The sequence below is a fragment of the Bacteroides sp. 2_2_4 genome (assembly GCF_000157055.1).
Classification (GTDB): domain Bacteria; phylum Bacteroidota; class Bacteroidia; order Bacteroidales; family Bacteroidaceae; genus Bacteroides; species Bacteroides ovatus.
The window spans coordinates 411,716-431,150 of the sequence record NZ_EQ973356.1; the positions used below are offsets into that span (position 1 = coordinate 411,716).

Annotated in this window: 15 protein-coding genes; 1 reads left to right on the forward strand and 14 read right to left on the reverse strand. The window is 41.9% G+C overall.

What is annotated here, in order from left to right:
* Positions 1-28: 28 nt before the first annotated feature.
* The 14 genes from BSCG_RS22560 to BSCG_RS22495 all read right to left on the reverse strand — a co-directional run bounded on the left by BSCG_RS22560 (position 29) and on the right by BSCG_RS22495 (position 18,105).
* Positions 29-1,126, reverse strand: coding sequence for an AMP-binding protein (locus BSCG_RS22560; RefSeq protein WP_032849320.1), 1,098 nt, complete (start codon positions 1,124-1,126; stop codon positions 29-31).
* Between the two features lie 31 nt (positions 1,127-1,157).
* On the reverse strand, positions 1,158-2,183 hold the full coding sequence (locus tag BSCG_RS22555; RefSeq protein ID WP_008775000.1) for an o-succinylbenzoate synthase: 1,026 nt from the start codon (positions 2,181-2,183) through the stop codon (positions 1,158-1,160).
* Positions 2,184-2,243: 60 nt separating this feature from the next.
* Positions 2,244-3,068 (reverse strand): 1,4-dihydroxy-2-naphthoyl-CoA synthase, encoded by an 825-nt coding sequence (gene menB / locus BSCG_RS22550; RefSeq protein WP_004302264.1) that lies wholly within the window; start codon positions 3,066-3,068, stop codon positions 2,244-2,246.
* A 3-nt stretch (positions 3,069-3,071) separates the two neighbouring features.
* The gene (gene menD, locus BSCG_RS22545) at positions 3,072-4,739 is read right to left on the reverse strand and encodes a 2-succinyl-5-enolpyruvyl-6-hydroxy-3-cyclohexene-1-carboxylic-acid synthase (protein WP_008648533.1); all 1,668 of its coding nucleotides are present in this window, start codon (positions 4,737-4,739) and stop codon (positions 3,072-3,074) included.
* A 19-nt stretch (positions 4,740-4,758) separates the two neighbouring features.
* Positions 4,759-5,874, reverse strand: a complete 1,116-nt coding sequence (locus BSCG_RS22540) for an isochorismate synthase (protein ID WP_008775001.1) — start codon at positions 5,872-5,874, stop codon at positions 4,759-4,761.
* Positions 5,871-7,103 carry a Cof-type HAD-IIB family hydrolase gene (locus tag BSCG_RS22535; RefSeq protein ID WP_004305786.1) on the reverse strand — a complete coding sequence of 411 codons (1,233 nt, stop codon included), beginning with the start codon at positions 7,101-7,103 and terminating at the stop codon, positions 5,871-5,873. Before BSCG_RS22535 ends, BSCG_RS22540 begins: the two co-directional genes overlap by 4 nt.
* An 83-nt stretch (positions 7,104-7,186) precedes the next feature.
* Positions 7,187-7,549: a DUF488 domain-containing protein gene (locus tag BSCG_RS22530; RefSeq protein WP_008775002.1), complete on the reverse strand. Its 363-nt coding sequence runs from the start codon at positions 7,547-7,549 to the stop codon at positions 7,187-7,189.
* Between the two features lie 64 nt (positions 7,550-7,613).
* Complete coding sequence (locus tag BSCG_RS22525; RefSeq protein ID WP_004302259.1) at positions 7,614-9,371, reverse strand: helix-turn-helix domain-containing protein; 1,758 nt, start codon at positions 9,369-9,371, stop codon at positions 7,614-7,616.
* Between the two features lie 141 nt (positions 9,372-9,512).
* Positions 9,513-10,292: an N-acetyltransferase gene (locus tag BSCG_RS22520; protein ID WP_004302258.1), complete on the reverse strand. Its 780-nt coding sequence runs from the start codon at positions 10,290-10,292 to the stop codon at positions 9,513-9,515.
* A 55-nt stretch (positions 10,293-10,347) separates the two neighbouring features.
* On the reverse strand, positions 10,348-11,277 hold the full coding sequence (gene rlmF / locus BSCG_RS22515) for a 23S rRNA (adenine(1618)-N(6))-methyltransferase RlmF (RefSeq protein ID WP_004305783.1): 930 nt from the start codon (positions 11,275-11,277) through the stop codon (positions 10,348-10,350).
* 72 nt (positions 11,278-11,349) lie between these two features.
* The gene (locus BSCG_RS22510; protein WP_008775003.1) at positions 11,350-12,000 is read right to left on the reverse strand and encodes a response regulator transcription factor; all 651 of its coding nucleotides are present in this window, start codon (positions 11,998-12,000) and stop codon (positions 11,350-11,352) included.
* Positions 12,001-12,070: 70 nt separating this feature from the next.
* Positions 12,071-13,519, reverse strand: a complete 1,449-nt coding sequence (locus tag BSCG_RS22505) for a SusD/RagB family nutrient-binding outer membrane lipoprotein (RefSeq protein ID WP_008775004.1) — start codon at positions 13,517-13,519, stop codon at positions 12,071-12,073.
* A gap of 27 nt (positions 13,520-13,546) precedes the next feature.
* Complete coding sequence (locus BSCG_RS22500) at positions 13,547-16,786, reverse strand: SusC/RagA family TonB-linked outer membrane protein (RefSeq protein ID WP_008775005.1); 3,240 nt, start codon at positions 16,784-16,786, stop codon at positions 13,547-13,549.
* 134 nt (positions 16,787-16,920) lie between these two features.
* Positions 16,921-18,105 (reverse strand): PLP-dependent transferase, encoded by a 1,185-nt coding sequence (locus BSCG_RS22495; protein ID WP_032849349.1) that lies wholly within the window; start codon positions 18,103-18,105, stop codon positions 16,921-16,923.
* 739 nt (positions 18,106-18,844) lie between these two features.
* On the opposite strand from BSCG_RS22495, the gene BSCG_RS22490 reads away from it, so the two are divergent.
* Positions 18,845-19,417, forward strand: coding sequence for an AraC family transcriptional regulator (locus BSCG_RS22490; protein WP_229097321.1), 573 nt, complete (start codon positions 18,845-18,847; stop codon positions 19,415-19,417).
* The last annotated feature ends 18 nt before the right edge of the window (positions 19,418-19,435 follow it).

Here is a 19,435-nt window from a genome sequence, read left to right on the forward strand (position 1 = left end):
CCACTGATTCTCTACGACTTGCCTTTCTTTAGAGAGTACTTGCCAACAATTGTTGAGCCAAATTACGGCACTCCACACGGTCTATTTTTCCGTTCCCTGTTTGCGGAATGGATTCTGTTGTCAATATATGCTTGGGACGATAATAAGGTTCCAATATTTCCCGCAACTTATTTCCGATTTCTTCTATATCGGGCTGATCTGCCAATAATAAAGTGACAGCCTGCCCTAAGCGCTGATCCGGAACTGAAGTAATGACAAAGGACACAGGAATAAACGGGCGGAGCAACTTCTCCATCTCCTCTGCTTGAATCTTAATTCCTCCACTGTTAATCACATTGTCTTTCCGGCCTAGAATCATAAAACTTCCATCGGGATAGATACGTGCAATGTCATTGGTCTGCAATGTTTCGTCACATACCAAAGGGGCATCAATGATTAATGTATTCTCTGCGGATAAAGACAATTTTACTGAAGGAAATGGATAATAATGTTCTGAAGCCGATGCTCCGTTCAGACGACGAAGGGCAATATGCGACAAAGTTTCAGTCATGCCATAAGTGGAGTAAACGGCAGTCGGAAGATGGTTTATCTCCGTTTCCAGAGCCTCATCAACGGCTCCGCCTCCTATAATCAGAATATCCGTTTGTTTTAATCGCTCTTTTTCTTCGGGAACCTGCATCGTGTTATAAACTTGCAATGGGACCATTGCCACAAATCTCAAAGATTCTTTTATATCCGCCAACGGATGACCGGAAGCAGGACGAACAATCAGGTTCAAGCCTGCAACCAATGAACGTACGACCACCATCATTGCACCGATATAACGAAGATTCATACATAATAATGCCGACTCACCTTTCTTCAAATTCAGAAATTCACAAGTCAGACGTGCACTTTGCATCATTTGATCCTTGCGTACCATCAGTTCTTTAGGTATACCCGTGGAGCCCGATGTATGAACTGTAATAACAGGAGAATCATTAAACCATTCGTTCAGGAAAAGATATAAATCCCAATAAGCAGAAGAATGAGCTTCTGCTCCTCGTGCTATCAGTTGGCTTATATCTTCAAAAGTGTATTCTTTTCCTTCCAGTAGCAAGCGCTGTTGATGTCGATCAAATATCATCAGAATATCCTTTAAATACCACTAAATACCATCATTTACAAAACCACAGGCAATCTTTTCTGATTTCAAGAGGCACTTCTATATTGTCAGTAAAGAGCATACCCGTTCCCAATCCTTGTGGCAACGGATTATTGAATGTTGCACACCAATGGGCGATAGCGTTCAAACCAATGTTGGACTCTAAAGCGGAAGTGATCCACCAGCCGATATGTTGCTTTTCCGCTTCCATAATCCATTCATCCCCTCCGCATATTCCTCCGTGGAGAGATGGTTTAATGATGATATATTGCGGACGGATGGTTGCCAGCAGTTTCTTTTTTTCTTCCAGCGTGTTGCATCCTATCAGCTCTTCATCCAATGCTATCGGCAACGGAGATTCAGAAGTGAGCCGGGCCATTTCCTCCCATTGTCCGGCACGGATCGGCTGTTCGATAGAATGTAAATCAAATTCCGACAGACGTTTCAGTTTTTCCATTGCATTACCCGGAGAGAAAGCACCGTTTGCATCTACACGCAACTCTATTTCTTTAGAAGAGAAATGGGTACGAATATGACGTAGTAATGCCAATTCTTTTTCAAAGTCGATAGCGCCAATCTTTAGTTTGACGCAACGGAATCCGGCTTCCATCTTTTTCTCGATCTGGGATAACATGTTTTCAAAATCTCCCATCCAGATCAGGCCGTTGATTGGAATCCCTACCTCTCCACGTGAAAAAGCCGTATCGGACAAAGCCCAACTCCCTGCAAAGAAATGCCAGATAGCCGTTTCCAAGCCAAATAAGATGGAAGGATACTTGCATAGACCATCTTTATCCAATTTTCCCTGTTCTTCCTCTACTTGCCGGCAAGTTCTTATTAATATATCTTCGTAATCAGGGAGATCATCACAACTTAACGCAGGCAAAGGCGCACATTCTCCAATTCCCACTCTACCCGGAAAATCAGGAGAAGTAAAGTGAAGATACCAGACTTTTCGTGTAGTATATGTTCCCCGGGAAGTTCCCGCGGGTTGCTTGAAATGAAGCAACCGAGGAATAATATCTATCTTACAATCCATAATGAATATCTTTTCAATCTGCTAATTACTGCACAATCAGTCTTTCATTAGCCTATTATTTTAAGGGAATTTCGGATATTGTTTGAAGTTCGGTTTACGTTTCTCCAGGAACGCATTCTTTCCTTCCTGTGCTTCATCCGTCAGGTAATAAAGTAATGTTGCGTCACCTGCCAACTCCTGAATACCTGCCTGGCCGTCCAGTTCGGCATTCAATCCCGCTTTAATCATGCGCAAAGCCAACGGACTAAGCAACATCATTTCTTCCGCCCATTGCACGTATTCATCTTCCAGCTGTTCCAAAGGTACTACCTTATTCACCAATCCCATATCCAATGCTTCTTGTGCATTATACTTGCGGCAAAGGAACCAAATTTCACGTGCTTTCTTCTGTCCTACCACACGCGCCAGATAAGATGCACCGAATCCGGCATCAAAACTACCCACGCGAGGACCTGTCTGACCGAAAATGGCATTTTCCGAAGCAATGGATAAATCACATACTACATGGAGCACGTGTCCGCCACCAATGGCAAAGCCGTTCACGGCAGCAATCACAGGTTTCGGAATACTACGGATTTGCTTTTGCACATCCAATACGCTCAAACGAGGCACACCGTCTTTTCCGATATATCCGCCACGTCCTTTCACATTCTGGTCGCCTCCCGAACAGAACGCCTTATCACCGGCTCCGGTAATTACAATCACATCAATATCCGCTTCTTCACGGCAAATGCGCAATGCATCACTCATTTCGGCAGTAGTAGTCGGGGTAAATGCATTCCGATAACGTTCACGGTTGATTGTGATACGGGCAATTCCATTATAATAATCAAAAAGAATATCGTCGTATTCTCTGATGGTTGTCCACTCTCTTTGTGTTGGCATAATTTATTTTTGTTTTAATTGATGATAATAATTCTTCAACATACGTGCATCCTTGTTTTTGTTGGTAAACACTTCCAGGAGCACAGGTTGTTCCATAGTTTCCGGCTGGGTGAAAGTTTTCATTGCTTCAGTCAGCTCTTCATCATTTTGTGCCTGCAGATAAAGGAAACCACGTTCCTCCGCCCAGCCTTTGGCTGACGTTTTATGAACTGCTGCAATAAATTTATGTGAGGTGCCCGACATATCCAATCCCGGTAAAGTATGGAAAATCTCTCCTCCTCCGTTATTTAATAAAAGGATACGCAGGTTGGAACGGACGTTGATATTCCACAACGCATTCATATCATAGAAGAAACTTAGATCTCCGATAGCTATGAAATTCAGTTTGTCGGAAGCTGCCGCATAACCGACAGCGGTAGACAACGATCCTTCAATACCACTTGTTCCCCGATTGCAACAAACTTCAATTGTAGGAGGAATCGAATATAGTTGTGCATAACGAACTACCGAACTGTTTGCCAGATGCAATGCACAGGACTCCGGCAAAGCTTTCAATAATGTACCGACAGCCAACATCTCCGAATAGGCAAAATCCGGTTCGGGAATAATCTTACAATAATTCTCCCATACACGGGGATAGTCAGGAGTCCGGTTATCCAGCAGGCTGGCGATCTTCTCCAGAAATTCAAACGGGTCCATCTCGATCACTGTAGTCAATGAGCCGTACAAATCGACCACCTCACCATCCGGCGATACGTGCCAATGCTCTTTAGGCGGATGCTGACGGAGAAACTTCTTCAATCGTTTGGAAACGACATGTCCTCCGTAAGTAATCAGCAATTCGGGAACCATCTGGTCTATCTTCTCTTCGGGCATGGCATAAAGTGCCGCATCGAAATTCTTTACCGGAATACCGGGAACTGTCTGATTGCCGATATGTTCCGTCAACCAGGCAAAATGTTTATATAATAACTTGATATATCTTTTTTCAAACAGATAAATAAGGTTCATCTGACCGATGATAATCATGCGCTTCTGATATTTATTCATCCGGTCGACCAGATCATTATAATCACGGTCATAGACGTTCAATCCCTGATAACGGGTTATCACACGTACTTCCGGGAGTGCATCTACCGTGAATTGAAACAGCGGTTCGGAAATAGGAACATTGATATGCACCGGCCCTTTTCCATGATGATTCGTCTCCAGCAAAGCTTCATTCACCAGGCGATTACAATACCATTCATCTTCTTCCGTATGAATCTCCGGAAGATTGACCGACTTCTTTACCAGCGTTTGAAACACACCCGGTTGCGGCACTGTCTGTCCATCCATCTGTCCGATCCAGGCAGCGGGACGGTCTGCTGAAATGACAACTAAAGGAACATTCTGATAAAATGCTTCCGCTACAGCCGGATGAAGATTTAATAATGCAGTACCGGAAGTGCAGCACACAGCAGCGGGCTTACCACCATTCAACGCAAGACCAATGGCAAAATAACCGGCACTCCGTTCATCCGTCACTGCATAACAGGTGAAGTTCGGATGATTAGACAAAGTATGTACGATGGGCGTATTACGACTACCCGGACACAACACAACCTTAGTAATCCCGTGCGCCTCGAGCAACGCAACCAACTGGAGTATGTTCTTCTTGTCTGTATACATGATGATAATTATTAGTAGTTTATGATTTTAAAGGAGGCGTTGCAATCAGCCGTTTGATGGTTTGCAACTTCTTTTCCGTTTCCAGCCATTCGTCATTCAATTCCGAAGAAGCCAGTAGTCCACCGCCGGCATAAAGAGTCAGTTGTTCATCTTTAATATGCATACAGCGCAGATTCACATAGATGTCAGTTCGCCCTTCCGGGTCCAGCCAACCGATAAAACCGGAATAATAACGGCGGTCGTAACCTTCGTTCTGCAATATAAACCGATAGGCTTCTTCTTTCGGTAAACCGCATACAGCAGGCGTTGGATGCAACACTTTCAAGAGATCTCCCAAACCTTTGTTATCTTTCAAAGAAAACCGGAAATCTGTTTTCAAATGTGACAAAGCACCTGCATAAGCCGGATAAGGCCCGTTCTCCGTAGAATGAATGCCCAACGATAGGAGTTGGCGACGAATATAAGAAGCGACATAATCCTGCTCTTTCCGGTTCTTTTCATCCCACACTTGCGGCAGTCTGCCATCTTGTAAAGGCTGCGTTCCGGCTAACGCAACCGTATGCCATTCGTCTTTTTCACCTGATAAAATGATTTCAGGAGTGCTTCCCAGCCAGATACCCGTCTGCGGAGTGTAGCACAAGTATATATATGAATGAATATAACGCCTGCACGCTGCACGAAATATAGACAAAGGAGAAAAACCGGATACTTTATCAATAGTAAGATGACGTGAAAGTACTAATTTATCAAAAGTATTATCACGCAAAGCATTTATAAAGGTATGAAAGCAGGAGGCATATTCCTCCGTAGAAGAAGTCAGGAACGATTCTTGTCCTTGCATCCGCAAAGCGACTTCCCGTTCTTCTGCCGTATCATTGTCAATCGGCAAAGGTTGCCCCCACTGATCGGGTTGAATCAATACGACAGGACACGTCTCACTCACCTGAAACGGAGTGATGACAAATCCTCTCTGTCCATTCAGTTCTTTCAGGTCGTATATCAGACGTACCGCTCCTTCCGCCTGTGTCAACAGACGGGGAACTTTCTCCCCGGGAATACGGTAAACAGCAAACGGCTGCTTCCGCTGAATAAATGCATCAATAGTTGTCAAATTACTTATTTCTTCGTCGGTCATCTCTTTTTCATCACACTGTTGACTACCCGTATGGAAGACACTAGTTTGTTTGTTGAAGTAAACACGTCTACATTCCATACATGGGAGGAACGTCCCTTATGTACAACTGTTCCTACTGCACGCACTGTATCTCCTTCATGTGCAGAAGATATGTGGTTTCCACTGACCTGCATTCCTACTACAATCTCGTCCGGCTGGCAAAGAATCATTGAACCGAGTCCGGCAACTGTTTCCGCCAATGCAAGAGTAGCCCCGCCATGCAAAATGCCAAAAGGCTGACGGGTACGATGGTCTACCGGCATTGTTGCTTCCACACGGTCTTCGTCGGCATAGGTATATTGAATTCCCAAGTTTCCCATCAATGCGTGGCGTGCCTGCGCATTCAGTTGGTCAAGGGGAATTTCGGCTGCACGCACTTCGGATATGATAGCCTTCTCCACTGCAACGGCCACTCCGTCTTCCTCATTCGAAGCAGTCACATAATCGGCACAGGCTTTCACCGAGTCTTGTGAATGTCCCATAGCTATACCCAGCCCCGCCAATTGAATCATTGTTACGTCACACACACCGTCGCCCACAGCAATCACTTCCTCACGCTTCATACCTAGCACCTCCAGCAAAGCACCCAAAGAATTGGCTTTGTCGATGGCGCAGGGAACTACTTCCAGAAAATAGGGCTCCGAACGGAATACGTCCAACGCCCCATTCAGTCGTCTCTTCCAGTGATCTTCCAAACCAAGCAATGCTTCTTCGTCATCGCTCACCAGCATACACTTACAAGGAGCAAAATCAACGGCAGCAGAAAATTCTTCTTCTTTGATTATTTGCAGGTCATTCAACCGGGCTTCATTTTGGATATGTTCATTTTCAGGAGAATCCGTTATGATCGTATCATCATGATAAGTGAATAAAGCAAAACCGTTTTTACGGGCTTTCTTTTCCAGATACGGCAACATTTCGGGATTAATCCGACGTTCAAACAGAATTTCTCCGTTTTGTGCATTGATAATCTGACAGCCATTATAGGAAAGGATAAAACCTCCATAGTTTCCAAGTTCGAGCATCTTGGCCAGCGGCATTAGGCCATAAGTCGGTCTGCCGGACGCCAGCACAATACGTACTCCCATTTGCTGAACCTTCAACAGGGCAGCCAATGTACGTTTACTAATTTCTTTCGCATCATTGAGGAGTGTTCCGTCTACATCAAGAACCAATAATTTATACTTCATGATTACACGATTTTGATTTAGATTACAAAGGTAGGAAATTGAGTGAACGACAGAAAGCGTAAACAGATAAAATTACTTTAATTTCACTCTCTCAAACGCATTTCCAGATAATCGCGAAGAATTCGGGCGTGATTATACACCGGTTCTTTTGAAGCATAAAGTAGTGTTATCACCGGATGTGGTTTGATAAGAGTCAGAAAATCAGCCATTGATGGAGAAGCATCCAGCTCTTTTTGATACTGCGTGACAAAATCTCCCCAATGTCCGGGAATATCTTCATGAAACCATTTACGTAATGTAAGGGATGGTGTTATGTCTTTTGCCCAATAATCGTATTTCAACCATTCTTTCTTCATTCCGCGTGGCCATAATTTATCTACCAACACCCGGTATCCATCTGTTTCTGAAAAATCTTCGTAAACCCTCTTTATCCTTACCTGTATCATTTCCATTAATATTTAGTTATCAATAGATAAACCGGGAAAAACGAAAATTGTTTAGTAGAACTATTTAATTCCTCAATGTGTCCTGCGCTTTTTTAAATTCATAAGGAGTCATTCCCGTCTTTTTCTTAAAAAGGTTATATAATATCGGGGCACTATTAAATCCGGATTCATCAGCGATGGCACGTATGGTATAGTTAGGATATTTTTTCATTAGCTTGATCGCATAATTAATGCGCAGTCCGTTGATGTACCCATTGAAATTAGTTCCGGTGCATTCTCTTATCATCCGGGCAAAGCGTGCATTATTCAGATGTACAATCTGCGCCAAATCTTCTCTTGAGAGCTCTGGAGAAAGATATAGCTGTTTTTGAACGACTGTATGATTTAATTCCTGGAATATTTTCTTGTTCTCCTCTTCTTCCCCACTTTCTTTGTCTGTTTCGTCCAAAAGTTCATCCTGTTCTTCAGGAGAAATCAATTCCGGTTCCAATTCTGATGAAACCTCCTGTTCCTCGTACACTTCCAATAACTGATTACCATCTTTTTTATTGGCAAATTTCTCGTTTATCAGTTTGGCAAGCATCCTGTTTTTATACTCGATTATATGGTTGAAACGCCACAAACGCCAAAGTATAAACAGGGTCAGCACTACAATACACGCCAAAAAGCAGAGTGAAACATTCCTTATTTTTAGCTGTGAGGCTTGCTCGGCGATGTATTCTTCTTTTTCGGAAGCACCGTACATCGCGTTCAATTCTAATGCAGCATTTTTCCTGTCGGTACTGTTAATGCTATCCGTTATTGCAATGATGGTTTCACGTATTTCTGCGGCTTCTTTATAACGATTCAGCCCCAGATATGCCTGGACTTCCTTATTAAGTATAGTTAAATATTGAGCGTTCAAGGTATCCCGCTGTGTTCTCAACAATTCTTTAAAGTCCTTACAGTTGTCTATTACTGTCTCATATTGTTTGGAAAGAATCAAATAAGGAATCGAATACATCTTGCCATCCGGAGTATGAGATTCTTTTATTGCCAGATATTTTTGATAATATCCTTCTGCTTGCGCATATTTCTTTTCTAAATAAGAAATATAGGCCAAATTTGCATATAAATAGCTATATTGACCATCAATGTAGCCTTCGGGAACCTCCGGTACTTTCTCTAATTTTTTAAGAAGTTTTTCACGTTCATAAGCAAGAGCCAAAGCTTCATCAATACGGGAATCTGTCATTAAAAATCCCATCTCTGCTCCATAATAATAGGAAAGCAGCATCATTTCTCTCATATCCTTTGACCCACGCAGTAATTCAATCGTACGACCAAAATAATTATACGCCTCATCTTTCAATGACAGCCTCCAATTATTCTCTCCTATGCAAAAAAGCAATCTAGCTTCCGCCTCTCTGTCCTTCAGTTTTTGAGCCTGCATAATTCCACTAAGAGCATAATGCATGCTCTCATTATATTTACTCATTATGGATGAAAGTTCAGCTAAATAAACCGTCATCTTCAACATGTGCTTAGGTTCTCTTTGAGAGATGGAATCAAGCAAGTACGACTTCCTTGCATACATAAAAGCTAGTTTATTCATATACATATTACGATATGACAAACTGCGCAATTCATTAATCAGACGCAGAGGGAAGGCTTTTCTGGTTTCGGCCTCATCCAACAACTGTAAAGCACGTTTGGGGTTGGAAATATAAATATCTCTGATATATTTTTCTGTATACAAAGAGTCATTATTTATAATTTTATCAGCCCTTGAAAATTGATTGTGTACAAATAGAAGCACAAAAATACATACCCAAAAACGCATAAAACTCTTAATCGTGTTTAATCATTAATTATCCAAAGGTATGTATTTTCCAAAAAATGTGCAGACACAATTTAAATTTGCAAAATAAAAATAAGAAACATTAGCTAAACATATCAGAGACGTAACATGGTTCCAAGTCAGCTATTCTCCTGAATCACAGCCCAATGCTTTGCTCAATCGCCCTTCAAGGCATACACTTAAGTCAGTCGTTACAAACTTGCCATTATAAAAAAGAGTAAATATGGTAGCCGGAGTAGGTGCATTTTGCGCCTGTTCCATACTTTCCAATTCAATTATTCTCAATGGAATGTCTTTGCTCTTAGCAGCACTGACCAAAGAACCGCGAACGTGAAACTCCGTAAACGGGCAGCGATGGGTATAATAAACGACTATTCCATCCTTATCCGGACACTCACCGCTCAACACGCAATCATTAAAAGAAGGATCAGGAGCAGCCGGGTTTAGTTTCAAACTTAAAAGGCTGAATCCGTAAGGGAGTTTTTCTATTGTTTGGAAACCTTGTCGCAACAGCCATTTCGTGTCACTCATAAAATGAAATTTAGAAGTGCCCACCACTGTGACAAGCCCATCTTTCCCCTGCAATTTTGCATCATCAATGGCAGACTGCAATAATGCCTTACCATGTCCGCAACCTTTATATTTACCTGACACCCAGAAACAGTTTATCATCAGATAATTGGGAGCATTCACCGGAACCCATGCTTTTTCAGCAGGACCGTATTCGATAAACACTTTTGCCCGTTCATCAATACGTCTGAACACATAGCCGTTATCGAACTCTTTCTTCAGCCATTCTTTTTTGAGTTCATAACTATCCTTGCATTTCTTATCTGAGAAAGCACAGCATATATGTTCGTTTGCAATATTCTCCTTTGTCAAAGTGATGTAATTGGTTTCCATAATATTCTATTTAATTAATAGGTTAAACAAATAACAGTTCGATATTCACTCATTGTTATGAGTTGGTAGCAAATCGCCAAGCTAATATCCTGCTACTTTTAGTTCCCTGCTGCATTCGAATAACTTTATATTCGGACACATTCACCGATTTTAATTTGGTATATAACTTTTCCAGATTTTTTTCTTTAGAAACCAAACTCGTAAACCATCCGCAGTTCTTCTGATATTTTTGGCTCTCGGAAATCATATTCAATAAGAAACGAACTTCTCCGCCCTCGCACCAAAGTTCATTCGCACTCCCGCCGAAATTTAGCTGCACTTTATTTATCTTCGTACCTTTCAGACTGCTTAATTTGCGTAACGTTCCGTCTTCCGCCTCTTCACGCGAACTATGAAACGGAGGATTGCATATTGTCACATCAAAATACTCATCAGGCATAATAATTCCATCGAAAATCTTCTTACTATCTTTCTGAAGTCGCAAGTCAATCTTATGAGCCAACACAGGGTTGCAAGTCACTATCTTTCGTGCATTTTCTATCGAAACCGGATCAATATCAGTACCAACGAAGGTCCATCCATATTCAGTGTGTCCTATGATCGGATAAATGCAATTTGCACCTACCCCAATATCCAGACATCTACATTTAGACTTCTGTCCATTAGCATCTCCTGCCGGTAAATCCGGTGTTGTTCCGTTCGGCTGGATAAGATCGGCAATATAATGAATGTAATCCGCCCTTCCGGGAATAGGCGGACACAAATATTGCTTCGGTATGTCCCAATACCGGATGCCATAATAAGTTACCAATAATGCTTTGTTCAAAGCCTTCACCGCTTGCGGATTAAAAAAGTTTATAGTTTGTATTCCGAGGGGATTGAGCGATACGAATCTCTTTAATGGAGGATAATTTTCCATCAACAATGGAAAATCATACTGACCATTGTGCTTATTTCTTATATGTAACTCACCTTTTTTTGCCATGCGGGCAAAGATACAGAGAATTTTCCTGCCTACAAATTCTTCTTAACTCTTATCCTAACACTCTTCTGAATATCATATATAATATTCTACCATTTCAATCAGCCCGGCGCGTAAAGTATACTTAGTTGCTTCATATACATTATTCACACCCAACTTCCGGAAAATATTCTTTTTATGGGTGATAATAGTATGAATGCTTGAGGTTCTTTCCAATGCTATTTCTTTCACAGATTTCCCATGTGCTATCAATTTAAGAATGTCAATCTCTGTAACAGTCAAAACAGAATGAATTTCCGGTTTGTCGGAACCGATTATCAATAAATTGGTTATCTGATGACAAAGAAATCGCTCCCCGTGTGCTGTACACATCAATGCAGAATGAATTTCCTCACCGGAGTTCTCTTTCAAAATCATACCAATATTCCTTTCTATACTCATCCTACGAATAAAGTCTTCGCTCAATTCATTGGAAAACAATATCCAACGAACTCTCGGAAAACGTTTTTCTATAATAAGAAACTCTTCTATACCATTGATGTCAAACAGTGTATAGTCAAGTATAACGACACTGTCATTACATTCTACCAATGCAAGCATGAGCTCTTTCTTGTCTGTCACATCTATCATGCGACATCCACTGAATATAGCGGAAATATATCCATACATTCCCATTCTGGTTATATCCTGATTATCTGCTATGATAAATGTAATGTCAGTGTTCATTGTTATTCTGTTTTTTTAAATTCAACGGATATTTTTCAAACGCATATTGCAGCCCGGAGACACGGAGGTATCATCGTTCTTTATTAGCTACATCAAACCACAAACGGGTAGTAATCTCATCTGCTCCCTGATGGGATATGGCAATCTGATACTGCTTACCATTCAGTGATTGTTCCGTTACGGGATAAAAAAAGCGACGAGGTAACTCTCCGGAACCCAAAACGGAATCGGGACCAGGGATAAGCTGGGGATAACCGAGCCTGCGCCAGTCAGTGAAAGCATCGGGTCCCTGTCCATAATAAGCGATCCACTTCTGCCAGCCGATAGATTCATACCAATGTGCGGCGTCGAACCGAATCGCCTCCTGCTGTAAATAGGAATCGATTATACGATTGTCTATAATGCCAAACTGATTCAATGAAGCAGTAATAGCTTCGCAGTAGAGCGTTTCCGCATCAGCCGTTATCCAGCCGCGTGCAGCGGATTCTGCAAAGATAAACAAGACCTCGGCATACGTATAAAATACAGCCGGAGAGCTATCTTTCAAAAAATAAGTACCGGGACGGGAAACTTTATTAAATCCCTGATTATTAGCGGCATCAGCAGATAAGGAATTGGCAGCTCCTACATAGTTTTTCACACCTTCGTCTTGAGGTAGCTGGGCTAAAATTCCAATTCTCGGATCATTCCATTCATTCAGTTTATCAATCAACGTTTTTGATACCCGCTGATCATCACGTGAATTGAAAGCAGATGCCCATGGATTCCATTGTGGTGAAGAAGTAAAAACAAAACGGGCTATAGCATCATTGCTATCTATTACACTGTTACGATTATCCCAAAGGGAAGCAATAACCCGACGCGCTGTATCCTCATCCCGGTCAGCTAATTCAAGGGCGATACGTAGCCGTAGGGAGTGGGCCAATTGTTTCCAGCGGGTAATATCATTTCCGTAAATCAAATCCCCTTCTACCGTTCCTCCTGTGGTAGAAAGCAACTGGTCAGCAGCGATCAACTCCTCCAAAAGCCCGCGCAAAACAGTCTCTTGTGAATCATAAGCGGGTGTTACACTTTGTGCATATTCACTGTATGGTATATTTCCATACAGATTGGTCAGCAACAGGTAAACCCACGAACGCCACACTGTAGCTATCCCTCGATAATTATCATTTCCGAGTTCCGAACTGATAATAGCATTCAAGTCGGTTATTAGCGTTGCATAGCCGGTGTCCCACGTAGTGGTAAAGCTGCCATTATCCACATTATAGCAATCTGGCTCTGTATATTGTATTTTAGCCCAATGTTGCACCCACAACAGAGTAGAATTATAGTTCGTACTACTTCCCCAATAAAGATTGGCGGCATGATACTGTGCAGCGGCAAGTAAATAAGCCGGCTGTGGATTTTCAGTGGCATTGGGGTTGCGGTTGATATCAGTCAATTCATCATCACACGATGATAGAGAAATGGCAACCACTTGTACCCATATTATATATAAAAAATATATTCTTCTTTTCATCTTATCCTATTATTTAAAAGTTCACATTTAGAATTTCACGGAAAGGTTCACACCAAAGGAACGTGTTGTAGGCAATGAATAGGCTTCTACTCCTTGTGCGTTTCCAGTAGTCAAAGCCGATTCCGGATCTATATTAGGGACGCTCTTATAAATAGTCCACAAGTTACGTCCCGTCAGTGTAACGGAAGCTTCTTGCAAATGCAGTTTCTGCGTCCACAAGCGAGGTAGACGGTAACTCAAAGCGACTTCTCGCAGTTTCACGTAAGAAGCATCATATACATTAGCTTCAGCAATACTGTAAATACGATGGTAGTATTTCTCGGCAGATACAACCTCTTCGTTCTTAGAACCACTTTCCGTCACTCCTTCTACCATAATGCCATCCTGATACACACGGGTGGATTGCCCATTGACCTGGGCATAGTAAAGTCCATCAGAGGATACGGAATAAGAAGGAGATTCTGATAATCGTACATTGTTACCCATGGCGTCAGTATAATACCACAAGCCACCGTGCTCGGCATCCCGGCCCGATAATGTGTTAGCTAATACACCGGTATATTTTCCAGTTTTATTAGTGTTGGAAAAAATAGAACCACCTACACTTGCATCTATCAGAAAAGAAAGACTTAACGAACGATAACTGAAAGTGTTACTGATACCGCCTGTCCAGTCGGGCGTAAACTTCCCCAACGTTTTATTAGTGGTCGAAATCTTAGGCAGACCGTTAGCATCCACCACAACGTTTCCATTAGCATCACGCACGTATGAAGTGCCGAACAGGGTTCCATAAGCTTCGCCCACTGAAGCCAGTATCTGAATACCAGACGAGTAGAGCTGGTAACTCGTAATCAAACCTTCATCATCCAATTTGACAACCTTGCTGCTGTTGGCACCATAATTCAAATCCAGATTCCAACGAAACCCTTTCGATGTTTGTATAGGAACAGCGCCCAATTGTATTTCATAGCCACGATTACGGATATGTCCGGCATTACGCACCTGCGACGTGTACCCACTGGCAGCAGTAGTAGCTAGTTTCAATATTTGATTACGACTATCGGTCTTATAGTAAGTGAAATCCAAGTATAGGCGATTGTCCCAAAAAGCCGCCTCGAAACCAGCTTCTATAGATGACGTCTTCTCCGGTTTTAGATTCGGATTCATACCAATGGTAGAAGAACTTTGAAGTGGATTCCCATTGAAAGCTGTTTCTGAAGTAAAGACCGTTGCCAATTGATAAGGATTGGCATCTGCTCCCACTTGAGACCATCCTCCACGTATTTTTAGGTAGTTAACAGCTTTACTTCTCCATCCGAAAGCTTCAGAAAGCAACACACTAGCCGTCACCGAAGGATAGAAATAAGAATTGTTGTCCACAGGTAGTGTAGACGACCAATCGTTCCGTCCTGTTATATTCAAGAAAGCCCAACGACGGTAATCCAGTTGTATGGAACCGTAAAGGCCATATTGCCGTAAACGGTAGAAATCATTGGACGAAATGAGCGGATCACGCGAGTTAGTCAATGTATAAAGATCAGCAACCGCCAAACGGGGAGCAGCCTGATAATTATTCTCATATTGTTTGTTACGTACATTAAAACCCAGAAGAGCGTCAATTCCCCAATTTTTATTCAACTGTTTGATATAAGTCGCCAATACTTCTGTGTTATTCTCTTTCACCGTATAGGCATCTTCAGCATAACTGCCGTAAGGCGAACCGGCACCTGCACTCCCCCATTTTACTTTGGATTTCCTCCGGTCATTATACCAGTCGGTACTAGTACGGAAACGCACATTCAGCCCATCTGTCAGACGGAATTCGGCATGCAGATCACCTATCAGACGATGACGTTCCTGACTCTGTGTATTATAAGAAGCACTCCAAAAAGGATTGTCGTAATAGCTTGAATTCCAGTTGCGAGTATAGTCCGCCTTCAATGAGTTCGTATCCACTTGACGTCCGAACCACAAGAACTGAAGCATAGGACTGTTAGAACGTACGTTACTGCCCGAGGGGGTAGCTGACCCCGGTAAACTGGGAGCTGTATAAACGATGTAATTGGCCGTAGCTCCCACCACAATCCATTTTGCCAGATGGTAATCCGTATTTAGGCTGATATTCGTCTTATTAGTTCCAGCATCAGGAACGATACTGACTTGTTTTTCGTAGTTATATCCTACACGGAACTGGTATTTGTCGTCTCCACGGGCAACAGAAATACCGCTGTTTGTAGAAATACCCATGCGAAAATAATCGCGTACATTGTTGGGATGGGATACCCAGGGAGTAGCCACACGATTACCGTCAGCGTCCAATGGGCTATCGAACTGAGGAATCAACAAACCAATATCAAGACGTGGCCCCCAGCTTTCGTCTACCCCGTCATTCACACCTGCACCCTTGCCATCTACATAACTGAACCGTCCCCCTGCCCCTTGTCCAAAAAGATTTTGAAACTCCGGCAAGGTAGCAACAAAAGAGACTTGCGTGGAAGAATGTAATGTAATCCCTATCCCTTTCTGCCTTTTGTCTCCTCCCTTAGTAGTGATGACAATAGCACCGTGAGCAGCACGCGCACCATAAAGGGCAGCGGCATTCGGACCTTTCAATACAGTAAGTGTTTTTATGTCTTCCGGATTCAGGTCTGCTATTGCATTTTTAAAATCGCGTCCGCTGGAACGTGCATTAAGCTGCGAATTATCCACTGGGATTCCATCCACAATAAAAAGCGGTTGATTCTCACCTGCAATAGAAGTTTCACCACGAATAACGATGCGACTGGAACCAACATCTCCTTGTGTATTGGTAATACGCACACCAGCTATCTTACCACTCAACGAATTTAACAGATTATTATCTTTCCCTTGCACCAAAGCATTCTGTTTTACTTCCTGTGCCGTATAGCCCAATGCCTTTTTCTCGCGTGAAATACCCAAAGCCGTTACTACTACCTCATCCAGCAGATGCGTATCACTCTTCAGTGTTACCGATACCTGTGGTGCAATAGCCACCTCTTTTGCCATCAGACTAATGTAAGAGATTAGCAGCCGGGTGGCTGATGGCGGGAATCCACTCAGTTCAAATCTCCCGTTGACATCAGTTACGGTACCCAATGAAGTTCCTTTCACTATAACTGAGGCACCGATAACCGGCTCCCCATCTTCTTCTGTGGTGACGATGCCCCGCACTGTTGTCACCTGTGCTGCCCCTTGTATCACTCCTATTGCAAGAGCAAGCAAAAATAAATGAATCCTTTTACCCATTATTGTTTACTGTTAAAATGATGGGGCAAAGGTATTAGATATATACAAGCTGATAAATCCCGTATGAATGGCATTTTATATACCATATTTGCGGTATATTTACAGTTGCGTGTATGACTTTCAGATTTTTGCTTCTAATCCTTTTTATTATTCAAAGCCTGTCTGACATCGTCAAACAGATCATCCACATCCTCCAAACCAATTGAGAAACGGATAGTCGTATCCAACACATCCATGTCCTGTCGCTGTTTATCAGTAAACGGTCCAAAAATAGTACTTGCAGGATGAATAGCAAGCGTCTTATTGTCAAACAAGTTAGTAGCGCGACGTATCAATTTCAGTCGGTTGATGAAAGCAAAGCATGCCTCTTTACTTTCCAGGTCTATCGTAATCATAGCACCGGCAGTCGGACCAAACTGTCTTTGTGCCAAAGCGTAGTATGAATTATCCTTCAGCCCCACATAATTCACACGTTTGACAGCAGATAATATGCGAAGCTTACCAGCCAACATAGCGGCATTGGCAGACTGTATCCGATATCGCGCGTCCAATGTTTCCAATCCGATAGTATGCATATAGGCCACATGAGGAGTCATATAAGCTCCCAGATTGAGTAACATCTCTGTACGCATACGTTTACCGAATCCCGGACATGTACCATAATCAATTACTAAACCACCAATGGAAGTGGCTCCCCCTGATAAATATTTGGTACTGGAAACCACTTCAATATCTACGCCTAAGCTATGTGAATCGAATTCTGTGAAAGGAATAAGCGTAGTATCAACGATGAGAGGAATTCCCCTTTCATGAACTATCCGTGAGAGCGCCTGTAAATCCGCCACTTCCATCTGCGGATTGGTGATAATCTCCACATAAATGCAGCAGGTATTACTGTCTACTACTTTCTCTACTGCTCCAATGTCTGTCAAATCACACAATCTAGGTTCCACCCCGAAGCGGGACAATGTACCAGCAATAAACGAATAAGTATTACCAAACAAATGACGCGATGTAATTATATTCTTTCCTGCAGCTGCAATTGAAAATAATGTATTACTAATAGCCGCCATACCGGAATTGAGGGCTATGACTTCTGCTGCCCCCGTAAGTTCCTTCACCTTATTCTCAAAAAAAGTCACTGTGGGATTCATCACTCTGGAGTAATCCGAAGCATCTGTCCGCCCGCAAAAAGCATCAGCCATGTCATCAGCATTGTCAAATTCATAAGCCGCTGTATGGTAAACCGGCATACTGAGAGAATTGTAAGCATCTCTTCTTTGGAACTGCGTATGAATCGCTTGGGTCTGTTTTTTCATCATTCTATTCATTAATATTATAACTATCAAATCTCGTACAATCAGAACAAAGGTAGATATAAAAACTGAAATCCGACAGTAGATCAAAACAGATATTTAACTGATAATAAGCATTTTGGAATAATATTCTTTAAACCGATAAATTCAATCTGAAAAAAGAGTGTTTATTCTAAAATAAACAGTTCAAATAGTGTTATTTTCTATTTCAACAGAAACCGCCCCTTTTTATGCTTATCTTATTCACATACACAAAATAAAAAATCCCCGTAAAGTACTAATTTACAGGGATTTATCTATTAATTGAAGCGGAGAGACAGGGTAATGAACCTATCTCCTTATGTCGCTTTAATTCAACTCTTTATCAATATGTCAATGCCTTAGGGGGTACAATTTAGGTTTCAAAAAAGACGTTTGTTTGTCGTCCTTTGGCTGTTCATTGTCTGCCTAAAACTTCGGTTCAAAGATACAACTCTTTTCCGAATTACGCAAATGTCTGAATATAAATATTTCAGCTTAGGTGTAAGGTGCAAGCTATATATAGATATATACTTGCACCTTACACCTAATTCAGGTTACTCAACTTTGCAATTAGGTTGCACTACCCGATTCGTAAATTTGCAAAAAATGAAGAAACAATAAACGCTATCAATAAATTGCAAGCCTTAAATATTGAGAATATTCAGAGCTTGCCAAACGATAAGCAGTGTATTGTTATTAACTTTGCGGAAACGATGGATATATGATGAAAAACAATACTATTCACATTAAAAATATGGTTTGTAACCGTTGCATTATGGTTGTAACAGAAGCACTGAAAAGAATGGGTTTTACTCCACTTAGTGTTGAACTGGGGACAGCTATTTTGCAAGAACCGATAAATGCAGAGGAACGTGCTGCCATAAAGCCAGTTCTCGAAGCATACGGATTTGAGTTGATAGATGATAAACGGATGCGGATTATCGAACAAATAAAAGTTGCGGTGATTGAATTAGTGCATTATAACGATAATTCGTCTAAGACAAACCTGTCTGATTATCTTACGGATAAGTGCCATCACGATTACAGTTTCCTTAGCAAGTTGTTTTCCGAAGTGAATGGCATAAGTATAGAAAGATACTACATCATTCAGAAAATAGAACGTATAAAGGAACTGTTGGTGTATGATGAATTATCCATTAGCGAAATTGCCGATAAGCTTAATTACTCAAGCGCAGCACATTTAAGTACACAATTCCGTAATATGACTGGCATTTCTCCAAGCCAGTTCAAGCGTTTAAAAGGACACAAGTTGAAACCTTTGGATGAAGTCTGAAAGATATAAGTCATATCC